24 protein-coding genes are annotated in these 22774 nt (G+C 29.8%); 8 read left to right on the top strand and 16 right to left on the bottom strand.

Translation table 11 applies throughout. The features are described 5' to 3' along the window. Nucleotides 1-101 precede the first annotated feature (101 nt). The 7 genes from FVE75_RS04590 to FVE75_RS04560 are packed head-to-tail and all read left to right on the top strand — an operon-like array spanning nucleotide 102 to nucleotide 6466. Nucleotides 102-2396 (top strand): peptidase U32 family protein, encoded by a 2295-nt coding sequence (locus FVE75_RS04590; RefSeq protein WP_147005449.1) that lies wholly within the window; start codon nucleotides 102-104, stop codon nucleotides 2394-2396. A gap of 51 nt (nucleotides 2397-2447) precedes the next feature. After that, complete coding sequence (locus tag FVE75_RS04585; protein ID WP_021743790.1) at nucleotides 2448-3533, top strand: O-antigen ligase family protein; 1086 nt, start codon at nucleotides 2448-2450, stop codon at nucleotides 3531-3533. Nucleotides 3534-3554: 21 nt separating this feature from the next. After that, entirely contained in the window at nucleotides 3555-4118 is a 564-nt protein-coding gene (locus tag FVE75_RS04580; protein WP_021769217.1) for an RNA methyltransferase, read from the top strand. A gap of 36 nt (nucleotides 4119-4154) precedes the next feature. Further along, nucleotides 4155-4574 (top strand): PTS-dependent dihydroxyacetone kinase phosphotransferase subunit DhaM, encoded by a 420-nt coding sequence (locus FVE75_RS04575; protein WP_147005448.1) that lies wholly within the window; start codon nucleotides 4155-4157, stop codon nucleotides 4572-4574. 34 nt (nucleotides 4575-4608) lie between these two features. After that, nucleotides 4609-5118: a ribosome maturation factor RimM gene (gene rimM, locus FVE75_RS04570; RefSeq protein ID WP_021743793.1), complete on the top strand. Its 510-nt coding sequence runs from the start codon at nucleotides 4609-4611 to the stop codon at nucleotides 5116-5118. A 33-nt stretch (nucleotides 5119-5151) separates the two neighbouring features. Beyond that, the gene (gene trmD / locus FVE75_RS04565) at nucleotides 5152-5922 is read left to right on the top strand and encodes a tRNA (guanosine(37)-N1)-methyltransferase TrmD (protein WP_147005447.1); all 771 of its coding nucleotides are present in this window, start codon (nucleotides 5152-5154) and stop codon (nucleotides 5920-5922) included. Nucleotides 5923-5941: 19 nt separating this feature from the next. Further along, nucleotides 5942-6466: a gamma carbonic anhydrase family protein gene (locus FVE75_RS04560; protein WP_147005446.1), complete on the top strand. Its 525-nt coding sequence runs from the start codon at nucleotides 5942-5944 to the stop codon at nucleotides 6464-6466. 321 nt (nucleotides 6467-6787) lie between these two features. Here FVE75_RS04560 and FVE75_RS04555 read toward each other — a convergent pair whose 3' ends face one another. The 4 genes from FVE75_RS04555 to trpS all read right to left on the bottom strand — a co-directional run bounded on the left by FVE75_RS04555 (nucleotide 6788) and on the right by trpS (nucleotide 9038). After that, the gene (locus FVE75_RS04555) at nucleotides 6788-6970 is read right to left on the bottom strand and encodes a glycerol transporter (RefSeq protein WP_147005444.1); all 183 of its coding nucleotides are present in this window, start codon (nucleotides 6968-6970) and stop codon (nucleotides 6788-6790) included. Between the two features lie 92 nt (nucleotides 6971-7062). Next, a complete protein-coding gene (locus FVE75_RS04550; protein WP_232052642.1) occupies nucleotides 7063-7644 on the bottom strand; it encodes a CPBP family intramembrane glutamic endopeptidase in 582 nt (193 codons plus the stop codon). Nucleotides 7645-7706: 62 nt separating this feature from the next. Then, on the bottom strand, nucleotides 7707-7952 hold the full coding sequence (locus FVE75_RS11305) for a hypothetical protein (protein WP_232052641.1): 246 nt from the start codon (nucleotides 7950-7952) through the stop codon (nucleotides 7707-7709). A 111-nt stretch (nucleotides 7953-8063) separates the two neighbouring features. Then, nucleotides 8064-9038, bottom strand: coding sequence for a tryptophan--tRNA ligase (trpS, locus tag FVE75_RS04545; RefSeq protein WP_147005442.1), 975 nt, complete (start codon nucleotides 9036-9038; stop codon nucleotides 8064-8066). A 281-nt stretch (nucleotides 9039-9319) separates the two neighbouring features. Here trpS and FVE75_RS04540 point away from each other — a divergent pair, with 281 nt between their 5' ends. Further along, complete coding sequence (locus FVE75_RS04540; protein WP_147005440.1) at nucleotides 9320-10264, top strand: ROK family protein; 945 nt, start codon at nucleotides 9320-9322, stop codon at nucleotides 10262-10264. A gap of 921 nt (nucleotides 10265-11185) precedes the next feature. On the opposite strand, the gene FVE75_RS04535 is transcribed toward FVE75_RS04540, so the two are convergent. From FVE75_RS04535 to treC, 12 genes are all read right to left on the bottom strand, one after another. Further along, entirely contained in the window at nucleotides 11186-11539 is a 354-nt protein-coding gene (locus tag FVE75_RS04535; RefSeq protein ID WP_147005439.1) for a PepSY domain-containing protein, read from the bottom strand. Between the two features lie 24 nt (nucleotides 11540-11563). Then, complete coding sequence (locus FVE75_RS04530) at nucleotides 11564-11845, bottom strand: PepSY domain-containing protein (RefSeq protein ID WP_147005436.1); 282 nt, start codon at nucleotides 11843-11845, stop codon at nucleotides 11564-11566. A 385-nt stretch (nucleotides 11846-12230) separates the two neighbouring features. Continuing rightward, complete coding sequence (locus FVE75_RS04525; protein WP_147005434.1) at nucleotides 12231-13586, bottom strand: sensor histidine kinase; 1356 nt, start codon at nucleotides 13584-13586, stop codon at nucleotides 12231-12233. A 37-nt stretch (nucleotides 13587-13623) separates the two neighbouring features. Next, nucleotides 13624-14307 carry a winged helix-turn-helix domain-containing protein gene (locus FVE75_RS04520; protein ID WP_147005432.1) on the bottom strand — a complete coding sequence of 228 codons (684 nt, stop codon included), beginning with the start codon at nucleotides 14305-14307 and terminating at the stop codon, nucleotides 13624-13626. Between the two features lie 15 nt (nucleotides 14308-14322). After that, nucleotides 14323-15027 carry a UTRA domain-containing protein gene (locus FVE75_RS04515; RefSeq protein ID WP_147005430.1) on the bottom strand — a complete coding sequence of 235 codons (705 nt, stop codon included), beginning with the start codon at nucleotides 15025-15027 and terminating at the stop codon, nucleotides 14323-14325. A gap of 144 nt (nucleotides 15028-15171) precedes the next feature. Further along, on the bottom strand, nucleotides 15172-15360 hold the full coding sequence (locus FVE75_RS04510) for a phosphatase PAP2 family protein (RefSeq protein ID WP_232052640.1): 189 nt from the start codon (nucleotides 15358-15360) through the stop codon (nucleotides 15172-15174). 106 nt (nucleotides 15361-15466) lie between these two features. Beyond that, nucleotides 15467-16600, bottom strand: a complete 1134-nt coding sequence (locus FVE75_RS04505) for a S1C family serine protease (protein ID WP_147005427.1) — start codon at nucleotides 16598-16600, stop codon at nucleotides 15467-15469. 167 nt (nucleotides 16601-16767) lie between these two features. After that, the gene (locus tag FVE75_RS04500; protein WP_147005425.1) at nucleotides 16768-17037 is read right to left on the bottom strand and encodes a YggT family protein; all 270 of its coding nucleotides are present in this window, start codon (nucleotides 17035-17037) and stop codon (nucleotides 16768-16770) included. A gap of 2 nt (nucleotides 17038-17039) precedes the next feature. Then, a complete protein-coding gene (pgsA, locus tag FVE75_RS04495) occupies nucleotides 17040-17630 on the bottom strand; it encodes a CDP-diacylglycerol--glycerol-3-phosphate 3-phosphatidyltransferase (protein ID WP_408610442.1) in 591 nt (196 codons plus the stop codon). Nucleotides 17631-17670: 40 nt separating this feature from the next. Continuing rightward, nucleotides 17671-19773 carry a polyribonucleotide nucleotidyltransferase gene (gene pnp / locus FVE75_RS04490; RefSeq protein ID WP_147005420.1) on the bottom strand — a complete coding sequence of 701 codons (2103 nt, stop codon included), beginning with the start codon at nucleotides 19771-19773 and terminating at the stop codon, nucleotides 17671-17673. A 284-nt stretch (nucleotides 19774-20057) separates the two neighbouring features. Next, nucleotides 20058-20828, bottom strand: a complete 771-nt coding sequence (locus tag FVE75_RS04485) for a molybdopterin-binding protein (RefSeq protein WP_147005418.1) — start codon at nucleotides 20826-20828, stop codon at nucleotides 20058-20060. 87 nt (nucleotides 20829-20915) lie between these two features. After that, nucleotides 20916-22610, bottom strand: coding sequence for an alpha,alpha-phosphotrehalase (treC, locus tag FVE75_RS04480; protein ID WP_147005416.1), 1695 nt, complete (start codon nucleotides 22608-22610; stop codon nucleotides 20916-20918). Between the last annotated feature and the right edge of the window lie 164 nt (nucleotides 22611-22774).

Below are 22774 nucleotides of genomic sequence, written 5' to 3'. Positions count from 1 at the left end.
ATTTATTTTGGATAAATTTAAAAAATAAATTGGAAAAAAATAGCAAATTTGCTATAATATTAAGAGATAAAATTTTTAGAAAAAATGGAGAGAAAATTAAATTGGAAGAAGTAATAGATTTTGATAAAAAAAGAAAAATGAATATTTTAGCACCAGCTGGAAATTATGAAAAACTAGTTGCTGCTGTAAAAGCTGGAGCTAATGAAGTGTTTTTTGGTCTAAAAGGATTTGGAGCAAGAAGAAATAACGAAAATCTAGCTATACAAGAAGTGCTTAACGGAATTGACTATGCTCATTCACGTGGAGTAAAGACTCTTATGACTTTGAATACAATTTTAAAGGACAGCGAAATTAACAGCATGTATAACAATATTAAAAGAGTCTATGAACACGGAATTGACGGGTTCATTGTACAAGATTTGGGATTTGTTAAGTTTTTGAAGGAAAATTTTCCAAATTTAAAAATTCATGGAAGTACGCAGATGACTGTGGCAAATCATGTAGAAGCTAATAAATTAAAAGAATTAGGACTTACTCGTGTCTGTCTTGCAAGAGAACTTTCCTTTGAAGAAATAAAAAGTATTCGTGAAAAAACTGATATTGAACTGGAAATCTTTGTATCAGGTTCACTTTGTATTTCTTATTCTGGAAATTGTTACATAAGTAGCTTTATTGGAGGAAGAAGTGGAAACCGTGGACTTTGTGCTTATTCCTGCCGTAAAAAGTTTACAGACGAAAATGGAGAAAGTGCTTATTTTTTAAGCCCTAATGATCAGTTATTGCAGGATAAGGAAATCAATATGCTAAAAAATATTGGAATTGATGCGATAAAAGTTGAAGGACGGAAAAAATCAAGCGAATATGTTTACGAAACCGTAAGCTACTATGACAATATTTTAAAAGGCACTCCACGTCCGACGGAAAGTTATAAGTTGTTTAACCGTGGATATTCAAAAGGATATTTTTATTTGGATAACAAACTTATGAACTTTAAATATTCTTCAAATTTTGGATATTTTCTTGGAGCAAGAATTGGTGAATCAAATAATTTTAAGATTGACGACGAACTTATTTTAGGAGATGGTGTTCAATTCGTAGATGATAATTTTGAGCAGATTGGCGGAGAATATGTAAATAAAATTCGAATTATCGAATCTGGAAAAAGTGAAAATTCTGAAAAGAAAAGCAAAAAGCAAAATAGTCACAATGAAAAAGAAAAAGTTCAAAAAGCTAGTAGATTTGACATTGTTTCAATCGGAAAATTACCAAAAGGAACAAAATATATTTACAAAAATTATTCTAAAGAAATTAACGACAGAATTATCCATAATATAAAAGTTTCTAAAAGATTTGCCGCTGTTAATGCGACATTACTTGCAAAAAAAGGTCAAGAAATCGAACTTACACTGGAAATTGAAAATTTAAAAAATGAGATAATTTCTGTGACAAAGAAAGGAAATCTTATTGAACAAGATGCCAAAAAATTGATTACGAAAGAACAAATTGCAGAGAAAATTGGCGAACTTGGAGATACGACTTTTGAACTTGGTAAAATTCAGATTGATTATGATGGAACTTCGTTCATTCCTTTTAGTGAACTAAAAAATCTCAAAAGAGAATGTGTTTCAGAACTTCTGGAAAAATTGCTTGAATCTTACAAAAGAACTGCTATCGAGCGAAAAAAATATAATTTTGAACCGATTAATCTGGAAAATGAAAAATCTAAAAATAGTAAAAAACCTGTTATTTCAGCACTTGTTACAAATGATGAGCAGGAAAACGCCTGCCGTGAAATGGGAATAACAAAAATTTACCGAAAACAGTTTGATGTTGCAAAGGAAAAGAATTTGTCAAAAACAGATAAGATGAAAACAGGTACAAATCTAGTTTCCAATCTTTATCAGGCAATTATGGGAGAAAAAACTGGAGTAAAAGGACAAACGCTGGACTGGAACTTAAATGTTTTCAATAATCATACAATTGAGATGTTTTCTACTTTCAATAATCTTGAAACAGTATTTTTATCGCCAGAATTAAGTTATCGACAATTAAAAAACATAAAATCTGACAAACTGAAAAAAGGACTTGTGATTTACGGTTACCTAAAAGGAATGTATATCGAACATAAAATTTTTGATAAGGAATACAAGGAGCTGGAAGGCGAATTTTATGACAAGTACAAAATTGTAAAAAATGAACTTGATAATATTGAACTCTATCTAGACAAGCCAATGAACCTGATACCAAGGCTGGATGATATTTATGAACTGAATTTAGATGAATTGAGACTAGATTTCACATTTGAAACAGCAACGGAAGTGAAAAAAATTATTAAAAGCATTGATACAAAAAGTGGAAAATATACTCCTTATGCCTTTGAGCAGGGAGTCTTATAAAAAAATTTAAAATTTAGTTTTACTATGTTATTATAATTATAAGGAGGAAACTTGGATACAAAAAATCAGAAGTATCTGGAAAAATTGTATTTACTTTTAGGTGCTTCAATTTTTATACATTATGCTTTAGTTATCTTATTTAGCATTCTCATATTAATAAATATATTTATAACTGGAGAATATAAAAAAATATTTAAGGACAAGTCGCTCATTACAGTGGGAATTGTTTTGGGATTTTCACTTATAACTTCCGCCTTTTATAAAAATATTTTAGGTCTAATGGCAATTCCCATATTTTTATGTATTGTAGTTGGGCGTTATTATACGTTAATTGTTGATGTGGAATTCAAAAAAAATAATTTGGAATGGATGGCAAAATTTTCGGGAATTTCACTTTTAGTTGGGTTAGGAGAATTTTTATTCACACATAACAGAATCGGATATTTTGCATACTTTAATCCAAATTATTTAGGAAGCATTATGATGATGTCTGCAATCATAAATTTATATTTTACATTTGAAAAAAAATCAAAAATTAATTTTGCTGTATTTTTAATGAATATTCTGACAATACTGCTTACTGGTTCAAGGTCTTCGTTAATTGCAGTTGTTTTAGGAATATTTACATTATTTTTCTACTTTTTACGAAGAAGATATTTTGCTGGATGTATTTTAATTCTTTTATCGTATATTTTGGGAGTAGTTTCAGGCGTTTTCCCATTCTTGCGTGAAAGTACGTTAATAGAATATTTCTGGCTAAGAGTCGAAATTATTGATATGGCGTTTAGAATTTTTAAAAAAACCAATATCCTGTATGGACACGGAAACTTTTTTTACTACAAATTTACCAATTATGTGTATCCACATTCACATAATGCACTTGTAGAACTGCTTTTAAGTTACGGACTAATTGGAACAATAGCATTATTTGCTGTGTTTTTACGCTACTTGTATGATATTTTGAGAAATGACAGAAATAATGTATTAAAAATTGCTCTAATTGCTGGAATTGTAGTACACAATTTTACCGATTTTGCAATTTTTTGGGTACAAACTGTACTGTTATTTATTATGGCTTTAGCTTATAAGGAGCAAAATGAACAGATACGTGGCTACAGGCAGAGACGAAATAAATAAAAAACTGAAAGGAATATCAAAATGAGAGATAACATATATGTGGGGCTTGTCCACTACCCTGTTTACAACAGAAATAATGATGTTGTGGCAACTTCTGTCACAAACTTTGATATACACGATATTTCTAGGACTTGCAGAACTTACGATATAAAAAAATATTTCATTATAACTCCAGTTGATGCCCAGAAAGAGCTGACTGGCAGAATTATCGGATACTGGACTGAAGGAAATGGGATAGAATTTAACAAAAATAGAAACGAAGCCTTTGAAAATACAGAACTTGAAGATTCTGTCCAAAGTGCTATAGAAACAATTGAAAAAATTGAAGGAAAAAAACCAAAAATTATTACAACTTCAGCAAAAATTTTCCCAAATACTGTTGGATATGCTGATTTAGGAAAAGAAATCATCGAAGACGATACTCCGTATTTAATTTTATTTGGAACAGGTTGGGGACTTACAAATGAAATTATGGATTTATCCTATAAAATTCTGGAGCCAATCCGCGGGAATACCAGATATAATCATTTGTGTGTCAGAAGTGCTGTTTCAATAATTTTAGACAGATTGCTAGGAGAAAACTAAAAATATAACCATAATATGAAAGGACATAAATAAAAAATGAAAGAAAATAGTCATAACTTAGTAGGAATCGTGGTAGTTAGCCACAGTAACACGCTTGCACAGGAAATTATTAATTTTGTAAAAGTATTTAAGCAAGAAGACTTTACATTGGAAAATGGTGGAAATGCAAGCAGAGAAGTTTATGGAACAAATGTCGAAAATGTTAAGGAAGCAATAATCCGTGCTGATAACGGTGCTGGAGTACTTGTTTTCGTAGATATGGGAAGTTCTGTATTTAATGCGGCTAAGGCAATAAAAGAGCTGGAAGGGCAAGTTGAAGCAAAAATTGCAGATGCCCCATTAGTGGAAGGAATAATTTCAGCAGTTGCAGCTAACTTTGATGGAATTAGCTTAGCTGACTTAAAAACAATTGCTGAGGATAGCAGAAAATTCACAAAATTAAAAAAAGAAATTTAAAAAAATTCAAGAAAGAGAGAAGCGATAACAAATAATGGAAAACTTAGTAAATATAGGAACAATTGTCGGAACACATCATTTACGTGGCAGCGTTAAAATTACCTCAATTTTTGAAAATATCGAACTTATCGAAAATGAGCGTGTTCTTCTTGAAAAAAATGACAAAAAGAAATTACTTGTCGTAAAAAACGTAAAAAGGCTAAATGACAAAAAAGCAATTTTAGACTTTGAAGGAATTGAAAATATTGATGCCGCAAAAGAGCTGAATGGCTATAAGGTCAAAATACGCCGTGATTTGCTCCCTGAAAGAAATGAAGATGATTTTTATGTAAAAGACTTATTTGGAATAGAAGTATTTTCTGAAAATGAAAAAATTGGAGAAATTATTGATGTAATGGAAACTGCAGCACACAACATCTTAATTATAGAAGATATTAATACAAAAAAAGAAATTATGGTTCCATTAATTGATGAATTTGTAACAAAAATAGACTTTCCAAATAACAGAATCGAAGTAAGCCTGATTGACGGAATGAGAGAATAGATATAATTTGAAAATAAACAAGAGGTAAAATTAATGAAATTTAACGTACTCACACTATTTCCTGAATTATTTGAACAATATTTATCCCAAACAATACTAAAAAGAGCAACTGAAAAAGATATTATCGATTTTAATATTGTAAACATAAGGGATTATGCTAGAAATAAACACAGCCAGATGGACGACATCCCTTTTGGTGGCGGTGCTGGAATGGTTTTAAAGCCAGAAGCCTACTGGAACTTCTTTTACGAAAACTATGAATTTTACAACAACGAAAATAACGAAAATTCAAAAAAACCTTATGTAATTTTCTTATCCCCACAAGGAAAACAGCTGACTCACAAAAAAGTTACTGAACTTTCAGAAAAAGATGAAATTGTATTTATTTCAGGGCGTTACGAAGGTCTTGACCAAAGAGTTATTGATAAATTTGTAGATGAAGAAATTTCCATTGGAGATTATGTCCTAAGCAGTGGCGACTTGCCTTCCCTTGTAATTATGGACTCTGTTATTCGTATAAAGGAAGGTGTAATAAAAAAAGAATCTTTTGAAACAGACTCATTTTACAACGGACTTCTTGGATTTCCCCAATATACAAGACCTGTAGAAATTGATGGATATACTGTTCCAGAAGTATTGCGAAGTGGCAATCATGCTAAAATTGATGAATATAGGCAGTTTCACTCAATTGAGAAAACTATGAAGAATAGAATGGATTTGTTTAAAAAAAAGTTAGAAAATATTGATGAAGATTTGGAATTTAAGAAAGTTTATAAGAAATACTTGAAAAAGAAAAATATGTAGTTAGGAGAGTGTGTTCAGGATGATTTATGAATTGGACGGGATAAAACCTAAAATATTGGGAGAAGTGTTTATTGCTGAAAGTGCTGATGTTATGGGAAATGTAGAACTGAATGACGGGGTGAATATATGGTTCGGTGCGGTACTAAGAGGAGATGTGGAGAAAATAACTATAGGGAAAAATAGCAATGTTCAAGATAATTCGACATTACATACTGATTTTGGACTTCCCTGTATCGTGGGAGAAAATGTTACTGTAGGTCATAATGTGATACTTCATAGCTGTGAAATAGGAGATAATGTGATAGTAGGAATGGGCAGCACAGTTTTAAACGGGACAAAAATCGCTCCTAACTGTCTTATAGGTGCAGGTTCTTTAGTTACTCATAAAATTCCTTATGAGAAAGGTGTTCTCATTTTAGGAAGTCCTGCTAAAATAGTGAGAAAATTGACTGATGAAGAGATAGAACATATTCAAAAAAATGCTGACCATTATGTAAAAAATGGAAAACTGTTTACTAAAACTTTGAAAAAGGAGAATGTCTAAAAAAAGCATAAAGTGTAGTTTGTTTAAGGGTAGCCTAAAGGTTGCCTTTTTTATTTCACTATTGATTATTTTTATATTTTCTTAGGAGCAATAAAATTGGAAAATTACTTTGTACTTTAATAACAATGAAGCTAAAATGATAAAAATGGGAAAAATGAAATACTGAAAATTATAAAATAAACTATTTTCTATTATTTCTGTTTAAACAGTAAATGTTAATACATTTTGAATTACAGACTATGTTATATAGCTTAAAATATATCAAAATAGGAGCTTCAAAACATACAGAAACTCCCTTTCTAGCGCAATATTAAAAATTACCTATTCAGTTTTATTAAAAAACTTAAATAAATACTTTCCACCTAACCCAATAACAACACCTATCGCTACTGCAGTCAATAATCCTGGAATCCAGCCGTACATATCAATAACTTTACTTCCAAGTATGGAAGAAATTACAGAGGTTACTATAATTAATAAATTTTGATATTTTTTACTGCTCACAATTTTTACCTCCACCAATGATATTTTAATTTATTTTATCCTTCTACGTATATATTACTCTAATTTAAATATTTTGTCAAATTACTTATTAATTAAAATATTTTATAATTAAAGAAAAAATTAGAAACTACAATCGCAAATATTATCAGCAGATACAGAAAATCATTTTTCACAAACTCAGCTAATTTCTTCCTATCTTCAACATTTAATTTTAAAATAAAAAATATCTCCTTGTATCTTCCTTTTGCCAGTCCAATTATAAAAAATACTAATAAAAAGATAATCAAAAAAGCAGAAAACAAACCAACTAGAATTAGAAGTATATCAATTCTTAAAATTGCTAAAACTTGAGATGTTTTTGTTATTGCATTTATAAAAAAATGTATTAAAATAGAATATTTTATTGAATACTTGTATGCAACATAAGAAAAGATGATGCCTGTCAAAAATGCTGGAATAATCATCTCTATATTATAATGAGATAGCCCAAAAAGAAGCGAATTAATAATTATTGCTACTCTAATCCCATATTTTCTCAAATTATTCATTATAACTCCACGAAATACAATTTCTTCCAATATTGGTGCTACAAATACTGCCATTATTACATCTATATACAAAGGCTCATTTATTAAAGGAGTTCTTCCTTTAAATTTAAATATTGATATAATCAATAAATTACAAATATTTCCTATAAAAAAAACTAGTGCAAAATATGTATTAAAGTCTTTTACATTCAATTTTTCATTCGTTTTAAAATATTCATATTTTTATAAGTTTTTACAAAATAATAAATTATTGGAAGACTAAGTATCCATCTATATATTCTAAACATGTATATATGTCTAAATATGTGACTTTCTATAACTAATGTTTTATTATTCACAAAAATCATAAATACTAGATGAATCATATAAATTATAAGTGGAATAAAAAAAACATCTTTTCTTGGATTATCCTCTAAATTCGCTATTCTCTTCATTCGATTCTGCCTCCTGTTTTATGAATATCATCGCAAAATTTTTAAAGCTAAAAAAGACACTTAAACGTGCCTTTTCTTTATAATTAAAATAAAACTTTTCAAACAAAATCACTAATAATTTTTCTTCAAAAGCCCCACTACATCTCTAACTTCATCCATTTTCTCAGTTGCAATGCTTCTAGCCTTATTTGCACCTTCTTGCAAAATTTGGTATACATAGTCCATATTATTTTCCAGTTCTTCTCTTTTTTTCTGAAATGGTGAAAAATAATCCATAAATTTGTCAAACAATTCATTTTTAGCGTGTCCATATCCAAAGTTTCCTGTTCTGAATTTTTCCTTTAATACTTCTACTTCCGTTTCTGTTGCAAAAAGAGCATATAATTTTGTGATATTGTTATCAGGATCTTTTGGTTCCTCTAAAGGTGTTGAATCTGTTACAATGCTCATTATCTGTTTTTTTAATGCTTTTTTTGAACCAAACATATTTATTACATTTCCATAGGACTTGCTCATTTTATCACCATCTGTTCCAGGGACAGTAGCTACATTTTCAACGATTTTCTCTTTTGGCAATTTAAATACTTCCTTGTCGTAAGTTTCGTTAAATTTAGTTGCAATATCACGAGTCATTTCCAAATGCTGCTTCTGATCCTTTCCAACAGGCACAATATCTGGCGAATACATTAAAATGTCAGCGGCCATAAGTATTGGATAAGTAAAAAGTCCCACATTTGGCTTAATTCCCTTCGCAACTTTGTCCTTGTACGAATGAGCTCTTTCTAGTAGCCCCATTGGAGCAATATTTGACAAAATCCAAGATAATTCTGCATGTTCAGGCACATCCGACTGCAAAAACAATGTTGATTTTTCAGGATTCAGCCCCAAAGCCAAATAGTCCAAAATTACACCAATCGTATTAGCCTTTAAATCCTTACCTTTTGGTGAAGACGTCAAAGCATGATAATTTGCTAAAAAATAAAAACCTTCATATTCATCCTGCAGCTCTACAAACTGTTTAATGGCACCAAAATAATTTCCAATATGTAAAATTCCGCTGGGCTGTATTCCCGATAAGCTTCTCATAAAAACCTCCATAATTTATATTATTAAATTTGTCCAATAACTTAATTTTGTTTTATATTCTTTTAAAATACCATTATCTATCCACAAGTATTCAATTTAAAAATTAGATTATCAAACATATCCTTTTTCTTTACAAAACATATTTACATTATATCATTAAAAAAAATTTTTGTAAAATATTGAAAAAATATAAGAAATAAGGTAAACTTATATTGATATAATAATTAATTTTAAAGATGTTTTGCTATGTGTTATATAAATAACTGTACTTAGGAGGAAATATGAAATATTATGTAGGAATTGATTTGGGAGGAACTAATACAAAAATTGGACTTGTTGATGAAAAAGGGAATATCATTTTTACAACCATCGTAAAAACTGATTCAATGGAAGGTTTTTCTGAAACAATTCAAAGATTGTCAAAAATTCTTATTACTCAAATTGAAGGAACTAATGTTAATTTTGATAATGTTGTCTCAGTTGGTGTTGGAGTACCAGGACCCGTGTTAAATTCCAGAGTTGTTAAGTTTTGGGCAAATTTCCCTTGGAAACATGGGATGGATTTGGCATTGGAATTTGAAAAAAATCTTGGTAAACCAGTAAAAGTTGATAATGATGTTAATGTTATTACACTTGGAGAAATGTGGAAAGGTGCTGCGCAAGGATATAAAAATGTATTAGGGCTTGCTGTAGGAACTGGAATTGGTGGTGGAATTATTGTTGACGGAAAACTTGTAAGTGGAGAACACGGAGCAGGTGGAGAAGTTGGACATATTAAAATTGAGCCAAATGGAAAACTATGCGGATGTGGACAAAAAGGATGCTGGGAAGCATACGCTTCTGCTACTGGAATAATCCGTGAAGCAAAAAGCCGTCTTGCAGTAAATAAACAAAACCTGCTTTATGAAATGACAAAAGGTAGAGATTTAGAAGCAAAGGATGTATTTGATGCTGCTAGAAAAGGTGATGAATTCTCAATTGATATTGTGGATTATGAAGCGGAAAAATTAGCATTAGGAATTGGAAATCTGCTTAGCATACTAGATCCTGAAATTGTTGTTGTAGGTGGAGGAGTTGCTCTTGCTGGAGATTTCCTGTTTGATCGTGTGAAAGAAAAATTAAAAGATGTAGCATTTCCATCAATTTTGGAAAATCTAAAAATTGTCACAGCAACTCTTGGAAATGATGCAGGAATTTTAGGTGCTGCCTATCTTGGAATGATGTAATTTACAGCTAGAATAAGATTAATATAAAGCTCTTTTCAAAAAAATTATCTTTTATTTAACTGATAAACTATTTAACCTTGAAAAAAAGAACTTATAATAATTCTGCTTTATTATTTAATGCTAAATACCATTAAAAAGTAGTAATCAAATCATACAATTAATTTTTAAGTATCCATCTTAAGAACTTTTATAATTTAATTTATAAGTATTATGATTAGTAATAGTTTTTCTATTTTTTTATTCAATTTTTTTGTAACGTAAGGGCATCAAACGCCATGCTCTTACAACCCCGCTTACGCAAAACTTTCTTATAAAGAAAAAATAAAACTCGCTTGGTAAAACTACGCTCACTTTCGCAAACAAAAGTTATTTTAACATAAATAAGTTTTATCATTATAAAAATTATGGCGAAAGAAATACTTTCGTATTTAGTTATTTTTCCTTTAACGAAATTTTGCTTATTTAATATTTTTCAAATGTAAAAGCCTAAAATTTAAATATAATAATCTATATAATTTAGTATAGAATGTCGTGATTTTTTTGGAATGAAAACGACTGTCTGAGCGTTAGCGAGTTTCGTTTTTATTTCAAAAAAATGCTTAGACAAGCCAGGGTTGCAAGGGAAATGGCGATTGATTTCCCTTGCTTATATAAAAAGAAAAAACATAGAATTATGAAAAAATATTTATTAATAATAAGCAATTTTTTAAAATCTAAATAAAAATCTCTTATACGGATACTTAATGATCGAATTTAATTAAAAGATATTTTAATAGCTCCATATAAAAAAGGCTTTAGTTTCATGAATTTTCTGATTTTTACTATTTAAATAGTAAATAGTACAAAACACCATAAAATTTAAATATTATAAAAAGACTATATAGGTTATTATTAATTTTCCATATAGTCTTTGTTTTTATTTTATCTTTTTTCAAATTTTATAACCGAACCATTTCCAGCATCAATGCTGAGTTCATATCTGGAATTATTCGCAATAAATTCTATTTCATAAACAGCTTTTCCATTTTTATTGTCTAGTTTTATTTTTTTAAAATTAGCTGCTGTCTCTGAAACTCCAGCGTGTCCTAACGCAATTGATTTTGCTTTATTTGGTGTAATTTGTGTATCGGAAGTTTTTATATTCACTTTTGGGGTTAATTTTACTTCCGTCTTGTATTCAATATTATTTCCTTTTACCAAAAAATTGATAGAAAGAAGAAATGTTACTAAAGTAATTGCATAATTAAAACATCCTATTTTTTTTATTTTTATCATATTATTTTCTCCATAAACTCTTTTTTATTTATTATTTTCTTCACTCCAATTTATTATTTTCCCTGTGTAAACATCTATTTCGAAATTGTATACAACACCTCTATAACTAATCTGTCCTTTATATGATTTATCACTCTCTGAATCAAATTCAAGAACGTTTGCAAATGTTGCTCCTGGGACTTTAGTTAAGGCTATTTGTTTTGCTTTAATTCCAGTAATTTTTTTTCTTTCCTTTACACCTGAAAAACTTTGAAAATTGATTAATAATATTCCGACTAATATCATCTTCAAAAATCTAGATTTCACAGTCTATCATCCCTTTCTTTCTAAATAATATGTTTACGTATCTAATATTTACCACTTTTTTCTTCATAATATACAATTACTAAAATAAAATTTAAATAAATATTTTTTAACATTTCTCCTTTCTTCATAGTTCTACATAATTTTTTCATTTTTCACACAAAAACTTAAATTATTCCATCTAAAGCACTATTTCTACTTGAGTAAGATAAGTTTGATACTAAAGTTGAGCTATAAAAGTATCACACTTTCTTACAAAATAATAGTATCATATAAACATTAAAGAAAAATGAGAACTTTTAATTTTTTAAAAATTTTTTTCAGTTTTGTATATTATTCGCTATTCATCGGTATTTTAGAATGTAAATTTTTTTAATTCTTTCAGATTTTATAAAATTATTGTAAAAGTTGTACCTTTCCCAAGTTCACTTTCTACAAAAACCTCTCCTTTATGCAGTTCTATAATTTTTTTTACCATAGAAAGTCCAAGCCCTGAATTATCACCATTTTTAGACGGATCTACTTGATAAAATCTTAGCCATATCTTATCTAGCTTGTCTTCCGAAATGCCTATTCCATCATCTGAAATTTTACTAACAATCCTATTTTCTTGAAGAAATAATTCAACTGTAATTGTTCCGTTCTGCTTTCCATACGAAATTGCATTTGAAATTAGATTTGTAAAAACTCGCATAATCATCATCTCATCAATATTTGCATAAATTTCAGGCATTATTTTTGTAACAAATTTTATATTTTTAGTCTTTGCACTTAACGTCTGAGTTTCAATAATAATTTCTAGCAATTCACTTAAATTGATGTTTTCGATATTCAGTTTTTGTCTTCCTCGTTCCATTCTCGCCAAAGTTAATAATTGTGAGACCAGTTTTGACATTTTTTGCCCTTCTTTTTCAATAATTCCAAAGGATTTTTGTGCATCTTCGACTGAACTTATTGAGTCTTTCCCGTACTCTGCCTGTGTCAAAATTACTGTAATCGGAGTTCTTAATTCATGCGAAACATCCGAAGTAAACTGAATTTCATTTTCAAAAGATGTCTGAAGCCTATCGAACATTACATCGAAAGTATTTGCAAGTGTGTGAAGCTCATCATCGCCTTTTCCAAGATTTATTCGCTGTGACAAGTCGTTTCCTTCATTGATTTTTTCTGCAATTCTTCTAATCTTTTCAATTGGCGTAAAGGCATTTTTTGTAATAATATAGCCTCCAATTGCTGAAAGTATAAGAAAAAATGGTAAAATTACAAAGGAAATCTGAATAACTGTTTCAATGGCACTTGATTGCCCAATATTAGGCATTACTCCTCGAATCCATACTTTTCCATAATCTCCAAGTTCAATTGTCTTATTATAGACATACCATTTCTGATTATTGCTTCTAATAATCATAATTTTATCATCCTTTGACTTCCTATTATCCATCTCAAATCCATTTGGTGAATTTCCATAAAGGAATTTGAAATCCTTGTCATAAATGGCAATTTCTACATTCTGAATCATTGTATCAAAGTTGCTGTCAATTATAATTTCTCCATTTTTTATAGTTAAATAATCAATCCTATGAATTACTACATCTTTTAGATAAGTTCGTACACTTGAATGGATAATATTTTCACTGATATAAAAAACTATAGCCAGTGATGAAAAGACAAGCAAAATCATAATTCCCATGTACCATAAACCAATTTTTAACTTTATTGAACTGTTATTAAAAAATCTTTTCATTGTTTATTTTTATTCCTTTTTATTTAAGATTTAAAACCTATTCAGCCTTTAGCACATAGCCGACTCCACGAATTGTATGAATTAGTTTAGGTTCAAAATCCTTGTCAATTTTTCTTCTTAAATATCTGATATAGACATCTATCACGTTTGTACCGCCTTCATAGTCATAATTCCATATATGCTGCTCAATTTGTTCTCTCGAAAGCACACGCTCCTTATTTCTAATCATATATTCCAAAATTGTAAATTCTCTAGTTGACAGCTTTATCGGCGTTTTATCTCGAAAAACATCGTGAGAGTTGCAATTTACTGTTAAATTTGCAATTGAGAATATATTACTTGCATTGGAATTGTTAGTTGACGGATTTCTTCTTAAAAGTACTCTTATTCTTGCCATCAGTTCATCAAAAGCAAATGGTTTTACTAAATAATCGTCAGCTCCATAGTCCAGCCCCTTTACCCTGTCCTCTATTCCATCTCTTGCAGTCAATAGTAAAACCGGTGTTTTTATTTCTTTCTCCCTTATTCTTCTTAAAATTTCAAATCCATCTATCCCAGGAAGCATAATATCAGAAATAATAACATCGTATTCAACAGAAAAAATATATCCCAGTGCATCATTTCCATTAAGACAGCTATCTACACAATATTTTTCCGATACTAGCTTTTTTACAATTATATCATTCAGATTCTTTTCATCTTCAATTACTAAAATTCTCACAAATTTTCACCTTGCCTATCTTTTTGCCACTGTTGAAAAAACGAATTTATCTGGCCTATATAAATTTACGCCATACTGAAACAATGTTCCATTAGACAGATAAGTATGGCTTTCAATTACAACAACTAGATTAAAATCTTTTAAATCCATATATTTTTTTTCATCTTCAGTAGCATATCTAAATTTTATATCACGTCGTGAATGGGATATTTTTAGATGTAATTTTTTTTCAAGATAATCGTAAATTGAACTTTCTGCAATTTTTTTATCTAAAAATGGTACAATTCGCTTATCAAAGTAAGTCTTTTCATATTCAAGCGCTTCCCCATCCAAAACTCTTGTACGTAAAACCCTATAAAACAAAGCTTCTTCAGATACTTCAAAAATTCTCATAAGTTCAGAGTCTCCCTGAATGAGTCTCAAATCAATGAGATTGGTTTTTATATTAATATTTTCAATTTGATTCAGTTCCTTTGAAGTACGTAAATTTGACAGGCTATTTTTAAATCTTCCATTCTCAAGAACCATCGAATTTTTTCCTTTAATTTTCTGAATATATCCATCCAGTTCAAGCATTGACAAGGCTTTTCTTATCGTATCTTTTGAATATGAATATTTACGTGCAAGTTCAGATTCGCTTTTTAAAAATTCTCTTGCCTTAAATGTCCCATTTGTAATCTTTTCCTTTATATCATTATAAACTTCCTTATATTTACTCACTGGTGTAACTCCTTTCAAGAAACATCAATTTTATTATATCTCATAAATCAAAAAATGACAATGGAAAAATAGATAAAAAAACAAGGAGAATAAAATTTTCTCCCCGTTCTAAATACTATAAAAATTTAATTTTTTATTATTTTCTCATTTTGTCTGATAAGAAACTATCTCTAAATTATCTATTTTTCTTCTTGATTTTTCGATTTTAACATCTTTTTCAGTATACATTTGAACTTTATACTGCTGGAAGTTAATTTTTTTATACACAAATTTTGCAATAAAATAAGAAATGATGATACTAGCAATAACATCTGTCATCCAATGATATCTCAAATAGACACGGCTAACACCTACTAAAAATCCTAAAACAAATAACTTTAAAGAAAAAAGGCTAACTCAAAATATTTGAGAAAGCCTACTTTTTTTAACTTAATTATTTTTATCTTCTTTGCTGCTGTTTTTGATAATTAAATGATTCCAGTTTCATTGAAATATTTTTTTCTGCTCCGTTTGAATATACTTTTAGATTAACTGTTTCTCCTATTTTCTTAGCTGCAAGCTCACCAATAAACGCTCCTGCTGATATTATAGGTTTTCCGTTAATTTCAAGAATTAAGTCATTAACTTTTAATCCATATTTTGCTGCTGGAGAATTTGGATAAACTTGTTGAACTAAGATACCAGTTGAATAAGAAATTTTTCTTGCCTTTTTCAATTCAGGCGATAAGTCTAATACAGAAATTCCAACATATGGACGTTCATATCTTCCGTTTTTTATAATTGAATCTCTTACATTTTCAGCCAAGTTTGATGGAATTGCAAAACTTAACCCAACACTTCCACCATTTGGAGAATAAATGGCAGTATTTACACCAATAACATCTCCATTAATGTTAAGAAGCGGTCCACCGCTGTTTCCCTGATTAATAGAAGCATCTGTCTGAATAAAGTTTTCAACTTGTTCAATTCCAAGTGAACTTCTTCCAGAAGCTCCAACTACTCCAACTGTCATCGAGCTGTTTAGTCCTAATGGATTACCAAATGCAATCGCCCAATGTCCAATTTTGATATTATCTGAGTTTGCAAATTTAAGCGGTTTGAAAGTTCTGTTTGTGTTTACTTTTAAAATTGCAATATCCACTTCTGGTGATGTTCCAACTAATTTTGCCAAATATTCATGTCCATCAGATAATTTTACATAAATTTCATCTGCACCATCAATAACGTGATTATTTGTCATCATATATCCATCACTTGAGATTATAAATCCTGAACCCAAACTTCCAGATTCACGTCTTTGCTGTCTTCTCCCTGATGTCCCAAATAAAAATGCTTCAAGTGGATTATATGTCTCCACTACAATTGTTTTCTTCGTTCTAATATTTACAATTGAGTCTTTTGCTTTTTCATAAACTGCTGCAAATGCATTTTGTGCACTATACATATCTCCTGTAATGTTCGTATTTTGAACAATATGCTTATCATGTAAAATATCTTTATCTTTTGAAACTGCAGCTGTTGCTGTAAGTGCTGCCGCCATAAAAGATGTAGTCAAAAGTCTTTTTAATTTCATACTTTATAATGTCTCCTCTTTCATAAAATTTATATTTTTTAGATTTTAAAATCTTTATAATGCTAGTTATTTTACTCCTTTTTCTTAGAAAAATAATATTCTCATTTTTTTATCTTAGTTTTTCTAAATTTTATTTATTAAATGAGCAAAATTTTAATGTTTTATATTTAAAATGAACCTAGTACAACCGTTCTTACAAAAATTTCTTTTATCAATTCCAAAATCATTAATCCTAGCATTGCTGAAATATCAAGATTCATACTTCCAATCGGAATTATTATTTTAAACATCCGTAAATATGGCTCTGTAACTTTTCTTACCCATTGAAAAAGTCCTATTTGATTATATGGGTCAATCCAAGTTCCCAAAATATTTATTAAAATAAGAAGAGCATATAAATCAAATAGCTTTAATATCACTGCTATAACATTATCCAAAATCATACCTCCAAAAAATTTAAAAAGGTTACTGTTTTATTTATTTTTTTATTTAGAACATTTTTACATTTTATAACATATTCAACTCCTGAAACTACTGTTAATATCAGTGGAATAAGTAATAAAATGTTATTTATTGTAAAACTGAAAGGTATTAAAATTATTAGTGTAAGCGCTATCATCTGAGTAGCAGTCTTCCACTTTCCAAGACTTTCTGCTGCAATAACAACCCCTTCAGCCGCTACAATTGAACGAAGCCCAGTTATCATTAATTCTCTAAATATTATAACTATTACAAACCATAGGCTAATCTGACTAAATTTTGCAAGTGTTACTAAAGCCGAAATAACAAGAATTTTATCTGCTAAAGGATCTAGCAGTTTTCCTAAATTTGTAATCAAGTTATATTTTCTTGCAATTTTCCCATCGTAATAATCTGTTATAGACGCTCCTACAAAGATAATCGCTGCAAATACTCTCATTGTCATAGAAACTGCTGCATTATCTGAAACTTCCAGAGCTAAACTTAAAAAAATGACAAATGGTATAACTAGAATTATTCTTAATATGGCTAATTTATTAGGTAAATTCATTTTCATATCTTTAACACTCCTTTGTAATTATAATATAATCCTATTGCTGCAATGCCTTCATGCTCAAGTTAAATTTATCTTCGCTTTCCATTGAAATTACCTTGACTCTGACATTTTGTCCTTCTTTTAATGCATCTTCAGTCTTTTCCACTCTCTTGTTGCTAATTTCAGAAATATGTAAAAGTCCTTCTTTTCCTGGCAATACTTCTACAAATGCACCAAATTTCATCAGTTTTGTAACTTTTCCATCATAAATTTCATTTAACTCAACTGACTGAGTTTGTCTTTTAACAAGTTCTAAAGCTTTTTTCATATTTTCAGATTCTTTTCCGAAAATCGAAACAGTTCCGTCGTCTTCAATGTCTATCGAAACTCCAGTTTCATCAATAATTGCTCTAATAACTTTTCCTCCTGGACCGATAAGTCCAGCAATTTTATCAGGATTAATCTTAATAATCTCAATTTTTGGTGCATTTTCAGCAACTTGTGCTCTTGGCTCACTAATTACTGCTTCCATTTTATCAATAATGAACAATCTTCCTTCTAATGCCTGTCTTAAAGCAATTTCCATTATTTCTCTTGTAATTCCTTCAATTTTTATATCCATTTGAATTGCAGTAATTCCATTTTTCGTACCTGCAACTTTAAAGTCCATATCTCCAAGATGATCTTCAAGCCCTTGAATATCAGTAAGTACTGTAAATGTTTCCCCTTCTTTTATAAGTCCCATAGCAATTCCAGCAACTGTAGATTTTATAGGCACTCCAGCCGCCATTAATGCAAGAGATCCTCCACAAATTGAAGCCTGCGATGATGAACCATTTGATTCTGTAATTTCAGAAATAAGTCTTACTGTATAAGGGAATTTTTCTGTATCTGGCATAACATATTTTAATGCTCTTTCAGCCAAATTTCCGTGTCCTAGCTCACGTCTTCCTGGTGCTCTCATAAATCCTGCTTCTCCAACTGAATATGGCGGGAAGTTATAGTGCAGGAAGAATTTTTTACGTGTTTCATCTTCCATTCCATCAATAATTTGCTCATCTTCCTTGCTTCCAAGTGTTGCAACAACTAATGCCTGTGTTTCCCCACGTGTGAACAACGCAGATCCATGAGGTACTGGAAGTGTATCAATTTCTACATCAATTGGACGGATTTCAGTAGTTTGACGTCCATCAGCACGATATTGCTTATACAAAATAGCATCTCTGACAAGTCTTTTTTCTACATCTCTATAATATTTTTTAAATTCTTTTTCAAGAGTTTCATCAATTTCCTTATCTTCATTTTCAAGCTTTTCAACATATTTTTCAAAAAGCTCTATTTCCAAATTGTCAATTGCTTCATATTTTTCAAGTTTTCCTGGAGTCATTATTGCTTTTTCAACTTCATTTTCAAAACTGTCAATAAATTCCTTAATTTCAGGATCTACTTCTTTTTTCTCAAATTCATATTTCTTAATTTCGAATTGTGCAAGGAATTTATCCTGTTCAGCACAAATTTCCTTAATTCTTTCATGTCCAAACATAATTGCTTCCAGCATAACTTCCTCAGAAACTTCCTTAGCTCCAGCCTCTACCATTGTTACAGCGTCTTTTGTCCCTGCGACTGACAGTTGAATTTCGCTTTCTAATAATTGTTCTCCTGTTGGATTCAAGATGTATTCTCCATTAATGTACCCAACTGTAACTCCAGCCACAGTTCCTGCAAATGGAATATCTGATAATCCTAAAGCAGTAGAAACTCCAATTGTAGCGAGATTTTCAGGATAATTCACTTCATCATACGAAAGCACCGTAACAACAATGTGTACCGCATTCAAAAATCCTTCTGGAAATAAAGGTCTAATTGGTCTGTCAATCAATCTTGAAATCAAAATTTCATCAGTTCCTGGCTTAGTTTCCCTTTTTATAAATCCGCCTGGAAATTTTCCAGATGCATAAAATTTTTCGATATAATCAACTGTTAAAGGGAAAAAATCTTGTCCTTCCCTAACATCTTTACTTCTAGTCGCTGTAACCAAAAGCACAGTTCCTCCACATTGAACAACAACAGATCCCCCAGCTTGACGTGCAATTTTTCCTGTACTTATTTTAATTTTCTGGTTTCCTAAATTAAAACCATAAATTTTCTCTTCAAACATTTTTCCTCCTAAAATTTCTTTTTTTTAAGAAGGGAGCAAATAATAGTAAAATCTTTTATCATTTTCCCAATAAAAAACTTTACAATTACTTACTCAAAATACCTTCTTAAAATTTCTTTAATTATACCATTTTTTATAAATTTTTACAAATCTTTTAAAAAATAGAATATAATGAATACACTAAAAAATAGGTTAACTCAATTTTATTAATTTCTCCTGCTATTAATTAAATTACCTATAGAAGTTCTTTAATAAAACCAATAATAACCTATTTTACAAATTTATCAATTTTCTTTAATTTCTGACGCTTGAGGATAGATTTCCATAATTTCATTCAAAATCTTATCAATTTCAGCAATCAGATAATCTGTACTCCCTCTATCACCTTTCATGGCAATTCTTACATGAACACAACCATCTTTCGCATACGGAGCAACAGTTGGATTTGACATTTCAAAATAATCTTTTAGCCTGTCATCAATTTTTCCTTCTGGGACTCCCCTTATTTCAAGAGTTTTCATTAGCAAAATATCATTTGAATATTGCTTTAAAAGTGGTAAAACTTGATTATCTACCATCCAAGCCATTTCTCTAGGAGGTCCTGGCAATACTATTATTTTTTTATTATCCTTTTCGTAAAAAAATCCTGGTGCAAGCCCAACTTCATTTTCTAGCAATTTTGAATTTTTTAAAATTGAAGCTTCTTTTCTCCCGCCAGAGGCTACTTCTCCAAAACCTCTTTCATTGTATTTTTTTACAATAAAGTCATAGTATTTCTCAATTACTTCTAACTCTTCTCCAAAATAATCAGCTACAACTTCCTTCGTAATATCATCAATTGTAGGCCCAAGTCCTCCAGTAGTAATTACTAAATCAACTCTTTTAAAAGCATTTTCGATACACTCCATAAGCCTTCCATAATTATCCCCAACGGTAGTCTGATAATACAAGTCAATCCCAATATTTGTAAGTTTTGCTGAAATATACTGTGCATTTGTATTCACAATATCTCCAACTAATAATTCTGTTCCAACGCATATAATTTCTGTTTTCATTTTGATTTCCTTCTTTTATTTTTATTTAAAATACTACTAAATAAGTTCAAATATAAAAAATTTATTTAGTAGCAAACTTTATTTTCATTATTTTTTAAAAATAATCGATTCATAAGGCTTTAAAATAATTTTTCCATCTTTAATTTCAGGATTAGTTTCATAGTTTGATAATAAAATCTGAGCATTTTCTAAGCCTTTAATTCCATTTTTTTCCAATTCAAATTCCACTTCTGGTTCATAAAAGTTACTAATTACAACTAATTCTCCATTTTCTCCAACACGTTTATAGGCATAAACACTTTTATTTTCCAAATCAATATCTTCATATTTTCCTGTTACCATCAATTCTTCATTTCTTCTTAAATCAATTAATTTTTTATAATGATAGAATACTGAATTTTTATCTTTTAAAGCCGCTTCAGCATTAATTTTTTTATAATTTTCAGGCACTCCAATCCACGGTGTTCCAGTTGTAAATCCTGCATTTTCAGAATCATTCCATTGGACAGGCGTTCTAGAATTATCTCTCGATTTTTGCATTAAGATTTCAATGGCTTCTTCTTCTGAACATCCTTTATTAAGTAAAATTTTGTAATTATTAGTTGATTCTACATCACGATATTTCTCAATTTTATCAAAATATGGATTCGTCATTCCAAATTCTTCCCCTTGATAAATGTAAGGCGTTCCCTGTAATCCGTGAAGAACTGTGGCAAGCATTTTAGCTGACTCGTTGTGGTATTCCTTATCATTTCCAAATCTTGACAATGCTCTTGGCTGATCATGGTTATTCCAGAAAGTCGCATTCCATCCATTTCCTTCATACATTCCAATTTGCCATTTAGAAAATATTCTTTTTAACTCCACAAAATCAAATGGTGCTTTTGTCCATTTTTCTCCATTTGGATAATCTACTTTTAAATGATGAAATGAAAACGCCATTGATAATTCCTTTTCATCAGGATTTGAATATCTGATACAGTTATCAAGGCTTGTAGAAGACATTTCTCCAACCGTAATAAGCTCTCCGCCTCCAAAGGCTTCTTTATTCATTTCTTTCAAAAATTCGTGAATTCTAGGTCCGTCTGTATAAAATCTTCTTCCGTCAGGTACAAATCTTGTATCACTCCCATCATCACTTAAAAATCTCTGATCCTTTGATATAAGATTTATAACATCCAGCCTAAATCCATCTACACCTTTATTCAGCCAGAATTTTATCATTTCATATACCTTTTTTCTTACATTTTCATTTTCCCAATTTAAATCAGCTTGCGTAACATCAAACAAGTGAAGGTAATACTGTCCTCTTTTTTCTGAATATTGCCAGGCATTTCCTCCAAATTTTGATTGCCAGTTTGTAGGCTCTTTTCCGTCAACTGCATCTTTCCATATGTAAAAATCCTTATATTCAGAATCCCCTGCTTCAGACTTTTTAAACCATTCATTTTCAGTTGAAGAGTGATTTACAACAATATCCATAACTATTTTTAAATTTCTTTTATGTGCTTCTGTCAGCATTTCCTCAAAATCTGCCATTGTCCCGTAATTAGGATCAATGTCATAATAATCACTTATATCATATCCGTTATCATTTTGTGGAGATTTATACATTGGAGTAATCCAGATTACTTCCACTCCAAGTTCCTTCAGATAATCAAGTTTCTCGATAATTCCCCTTATATCTCCTTCTCCACTTCCAGTCGTATCATTAAAGCTCTTTGGATAAATTTGATAAACTACTGATTTATGCCACCATTTTTGATCGAAATTTTTTTTCATAAAATTCACTCCTAAACTTTTATTTTTATGTTTCTTTTTTAATTATACCTTATTCTCCCTATATATACAATCAATTTTTCAACTTCTGACTAAAAAACTATATATAAAAAGAGCAGTCTATGACTACTCTAAATATTTGATGCCACGATATTATAAAGTTATAT

Origin of the sequence: Leptotrichia hongkongensis, assembly GCF_007990635.1 — a bacterium.
GTDB classification, from domain to species: Bacteria; Fusobacteriota; Fusobacteriia; order Fusobacteriales; family Leptotrichiaceae; genus Leptotrichia; species Leptotrichia hongkongensis.
Note: the sequence above shows the minus strand (reverse complement) of the source record. Positions and strands in the feature narration are given on the sequence as shown.

Excerpts from the sequence above, each read along its gene's own strand:
- FVE75_RS04580 (WP_021769217.1), top strand. The coding sequence starts at position 3,555 with ATGAGAGATAACATATATGTGGGGCTTGTCCACTACCCTGTTTACAAC.
- FVE75_RS04575 (WP_147005448.1), top strand. The coding sequence starts at position 4,155 with ATGAAAGAAAATAGTCATAACTTAGTAGGAATCGTGGTAGTTAGCCAC.
- rimM (WP_021743793.1), top strand. The coding sequence starts at position 4,609 with ATGGAAAACTTAGTAAATATAGGAACAATTGTCGGAACACATCATTTA.
- trmD (WP_147005447.1), top strand. The coding sequence starts at position 5,152 with ATGAAATTTAACGTACTCACACTATTTCCTGAATTATTTGAACAATAT.
- FVE75_RS04560 (WP_147005446.1), top strand. The coding sequence starts at position 5,942 with ATGATTTATGAATTGGACGGGATAAAACCTAAAATATTGGGAGAAGTG.
- FVE75_RS11305 (WP_232052641.1), bottom strand. The coding sequence starts at position 7,952 with ATGAAGAGAATAGCGAATTTAGAGGATAATCCAAGAAAAGATGTTTTT.
- trpS (WP_147005442.1), bottom strand. The coding sequence starts at position 9,038 with ATGAGAAGCTTATCGGGAATACAGCCCAGCGGAATTTTACATATTGGA.
- FVE75_RS04540 (WP_147005440.1), top strand. The coding sequence starts at position 9,320 with ATGAAATATTATGTAGGAATTGATTTGGGAGGAACTAATACAAAAATT.
- FVE75_RS04535 (WP_147005439.1), bottom strand. The coding sequence starts at position 11,539 with ATGATAAAAATAAAAAAAATAGGATGTTTTAATTATGCAATTACTTTA.
- FVE75_RS04525 (WP_147005434.1), bottom strand. The coding sequence starts at position 13,586 with ATGAAAAGATTTTTTAATAACAGTTCAATAAAGTTAAAAATTGGTTTA.
- FVE75_RS04505 (WP_147005427.1), bottom strand. The coding sequence starts at position 16,600 with ATGAAATTAAAAAGACTTTTGACTACATCTTTTATGGCGGCAGCACTT.
- pgsA (WP_408610442.1), bottom strand. The coding sequence starts at position 17,630 with ATGAATTTACCTAATAAATTAGCCATATTAAGAATAATTCTAGTTATA.
- pnp (WP_147005420.1), bottom strand. The coding sequence starts at position 19,773 with ATGTTTGAAGAGAAAATTTATGGTTTTAATTTAGGAAACCAGAAAATT.
- FVE75_RS04485 (WP_147005418.1), bottom strand. The coding sequence starts at position 20,828 with ATGAAAACAGAAATTATATGCGTTGGAACAGAATTATTAGTTGGAGAT.
- treC (WP_147005416.1), bottom strand. The coding sequence starts at position 22,610 with ATGAAAAAAAATTTCGATCAAAAATGGTGGCATAAATCAGTAGTTTAT.